Consider the following 2930-nt stretch of genomic DNA (forward strand, 5'->3'; position numbering starts at 1 on the left):
GCGAATCTGCTCGCGGTACAGATCCAGAGCCGCGATCGGCAGCGAACCTGCCGGTTCCACCACGATAGCGTTCTCGTTGTACAATTCCAAGATAGCCGTACAGGCTTTGCCCTCCGGCACCTTTACGATGTCGTCAAGCGTGCGGATGCAAATATCGTACGTAAGTCCGCCCACCCGCTTCACCGCTGCGCCATCGACGAACTTGTCGATCTCCGAAAGCGTGACGACCTTGCCCAGCTTGAATGCTTCACTCATGGAAGCCGCACCGAGCGGTTCCACGCCGATAACCTTGGTCGACGGACTGACCGTCTTCACATAGCTTCCCACACCCGCCGCAAGCCCGCCGCCGCCGATAGTCACAAATACAAAATCGGCCGGATCGGCCAGACTCTCCATAACCTCCATCGCAATCGTTCCGTTGCCGGCGATGATCTTCGGCTCGTCGAACGGATGAATGAGCGTCATTCCGTGCTCAACGCAGGCCTGCATCGCTTCATCATAAGCGTCGTCGAACGTATCTCCCTTGAGCACTACTTCGACATACTCTCCGCCGAATCGCCGTACCTGCTTCACCTTCTGGCTGGGGGTAGTGCTTGGCATATAGACTTTGCCGTGAATCCCGAGCGCACGGCAGGAGAAAGCCACGCCCTGCGCATGATTGCCTGCGCTGGCGCAGACGATTCCCCGGTTTCTCTCCTCCTCGGAGAGACTGCGGATCATATTATAGGCTCCGCGGATCTTGAAAGAGCGCACGACCTGAAGGTCCTCGCGTTTTAAATATACATTGCAATCGTATTTGGCCGACAGCACCTCGTCGCGCTGCAGCGGAGTCCGAACAATGACCTCCCGCAGCATATGATGCGCTCGCACGATGTCTTCCAGACCCACGATCCGGTTGTCGCTTTCCTTCATGAACTCTCCTCGCTTCACTGTCTTGATAGCGTTTCGTATCCGAAACTTGCCGATTTTGAAATGAACAAAATGCCGCTTCTTGTAACATACTCCCCCAGCGGCTTTTTTTCAAGCATTGCGGGTGCGGCAGTCGGCAAAACCGGCAAATTTTCGCCAAAATAGGGCGTCCACCATGACCGTCCAGATCCGCATCCGGTCATTTATGCTGCCATTAAAATAGCCCCTGCGGTTAGTAACTAATCGCAGAGGCCGGGACTTACGACTGAGGCCTAATCCGGCCCTAAGCCTTAAAACGGGACACCGTTTCCAGCAGCGCCGACGCGCTGGTCCGGATTTCTTCCATTTCCGTCACAATGCTGCCCGATTTCTCGATAATCTGTTCCGTTCTTTCAGCAATACTGCCCGCGCCTTCGGCGCCTTCATTCGTGGCAATGGCTGTTTCGCTGATGGCATGCAGCATACTCTGGATGGATGCAAGCAGCTCCTCCGTAGTCGCGCTGAAATCCGTAACCAAATCTTCCACATACTTGGCGTCCTCGCTGTACTGGGAACCCGTCTTCTGCATGGCGTCGTAATCCTGCAGGACCTGCTTGTCCATAAAATGCAGGATATCCTCCGCTCCTTCGACGAGGCTGCCCACAGCCGTAACAACCAATCCAGTTACCTGCATAATTTCATTCACAGCCGAGCGTGAATTCTCCGCCAGCTTGCGGATTTCCTCGGCGACTACGGCAAATCCTCTCCCCGCCTCGCCAGCCCGGGCCGCTTCGATGGAGGCGTTCAGGGACAGCAGATTCGTCTGCGAGGCAATCTCCATAATGGAAGTCGTCAGCACCTTGATCTGTTCAATCGACCGGGACTGCTCAATGGCGCTGCGAAGCTTCTCCTCGCTGTGGCCGTAGACCTGCTCGGCGGCCTGCCGGGACGCGATGGCCGACTGCTTGAGCCGCTCGGCGCGCTCATTGATTTCTTTGGCCGACCCGGCGCCATCCTGCGCCTTCAAGGCGATATTGTTAATCGCGCCTTCAATCTCCAGCGTGCTGGCGTTCATCTCTTCCATTGCAGCGGCGGTCTGCTGCATTCCCGCCGACAACTCCTCGGTCGTAGCGGAAACATCGGCAATGTTCTCGTCCAGAACGGATACATTTTTCTCCGTATTTTCGACATGGTCCGAAATGCTGTGCGAGGTGCGCATGATTTCCCTAATCATATCCTGTTGGGAGGAAATCATCTCATTGAAGCCTTTGGCCAAAACACCGATTTCACCTTTAGCCTTGACGTTGGCGCGGACCGACAGGTCCCCGGCCATCGCGGCTTGGAAAGCTTCCGTCAGCACCGGAATCGGTCTCAGGATACTCGCAGCGACAAAATACAGCACTAAGCCTATGATGATGATTGCCGCAACGGTGGACAGGATGAAAATCAACTGGAAGGAGCGCAGAGCTCCCTCCGCAGCTTTTGCCGGAACAACGAGCGCTTCCGCCCATTGATTGTCGACGGCAGGCGCATAGGAGACGTAGCTGGACTGACCGTCAATATTTGTCTTGATGACGTTTGAGTCCCACTTCAGCATTTTACCGCCGACCGTCCTCCATTCCTCACCGAGCTCGTTAATCTTTTTAAGCAAAATATAATCGCTGTTCGGGTGGTAAATGAAAGTTCCGTCCTTATTGACCAGCAGCGCAAATCCGCTGCCCTTGTAGTTGAAGCCCTTCAGCGCCTGCGTAATTTGCTCCGTCGAAATGTCCGCACCCGCCACGCCGATCAGCTTGCCGTTATCGTCCAGAATCGGAGCGCTAAGCGTAACGACCATTTTACCGGAGTCGGCGTCAATATAAGGGTCGGTCACAGTAAGCCGGTTATTCTTAACCGCCGAGGCATACCAAGTACGTTCCTTCATGTTGTAGTCGGCTGGGGGTTCGAACTCACCCTGGGTAATGATCTTGTTAACAGAATCCAGACCGATATATACGTTCTGCAGATTTTTATCTTAAAAGCCGAGAAGACTCCTTCCTCTA

At 54.7% G+C, this 2930-nt stretch carries 2 protein-coding genes; both read right to left on the bottom strand.

The features are described from left to right. Positions 1 to 912 (bottom strand): threonine ammonia-lyase IlvA (ilvA, locus tag L691_RS0118475; RefSeq protein ID WP_025691888.1); only part of this gene is annotated, 912 nt, incomplete at its 3' end. 280 nt (positions 913 to 1192) lie between these two features. Further along, positions 1193 to 2893 carry a methyl-accepting chemotaxis protein gene (locus L691_RS0118480; protein ID WP_408634764.1) on the bottom strand — a complete coding sequence of 567 codons (1701 nt, stop codon included), beginning with the start codon at positions 2891 to 2893 and terminating at the stop codon, positions 1193 to 1195. Positions 2894 to 2930 lie beyond the last annotated feature (37 nt).

Origin of the sequence: Paenibacillus zanthoxyli JH29, assembly GCF_000520715.1 — a bacterium.
GTDB classification, from domain to species: domain Bacteria; phylum Bacillota; class Bacilli; order Paenibacillales; family Paenibacillaceae; genus Paenibacillus_AQ; species Paenibacillus_AQ zanthoxyli.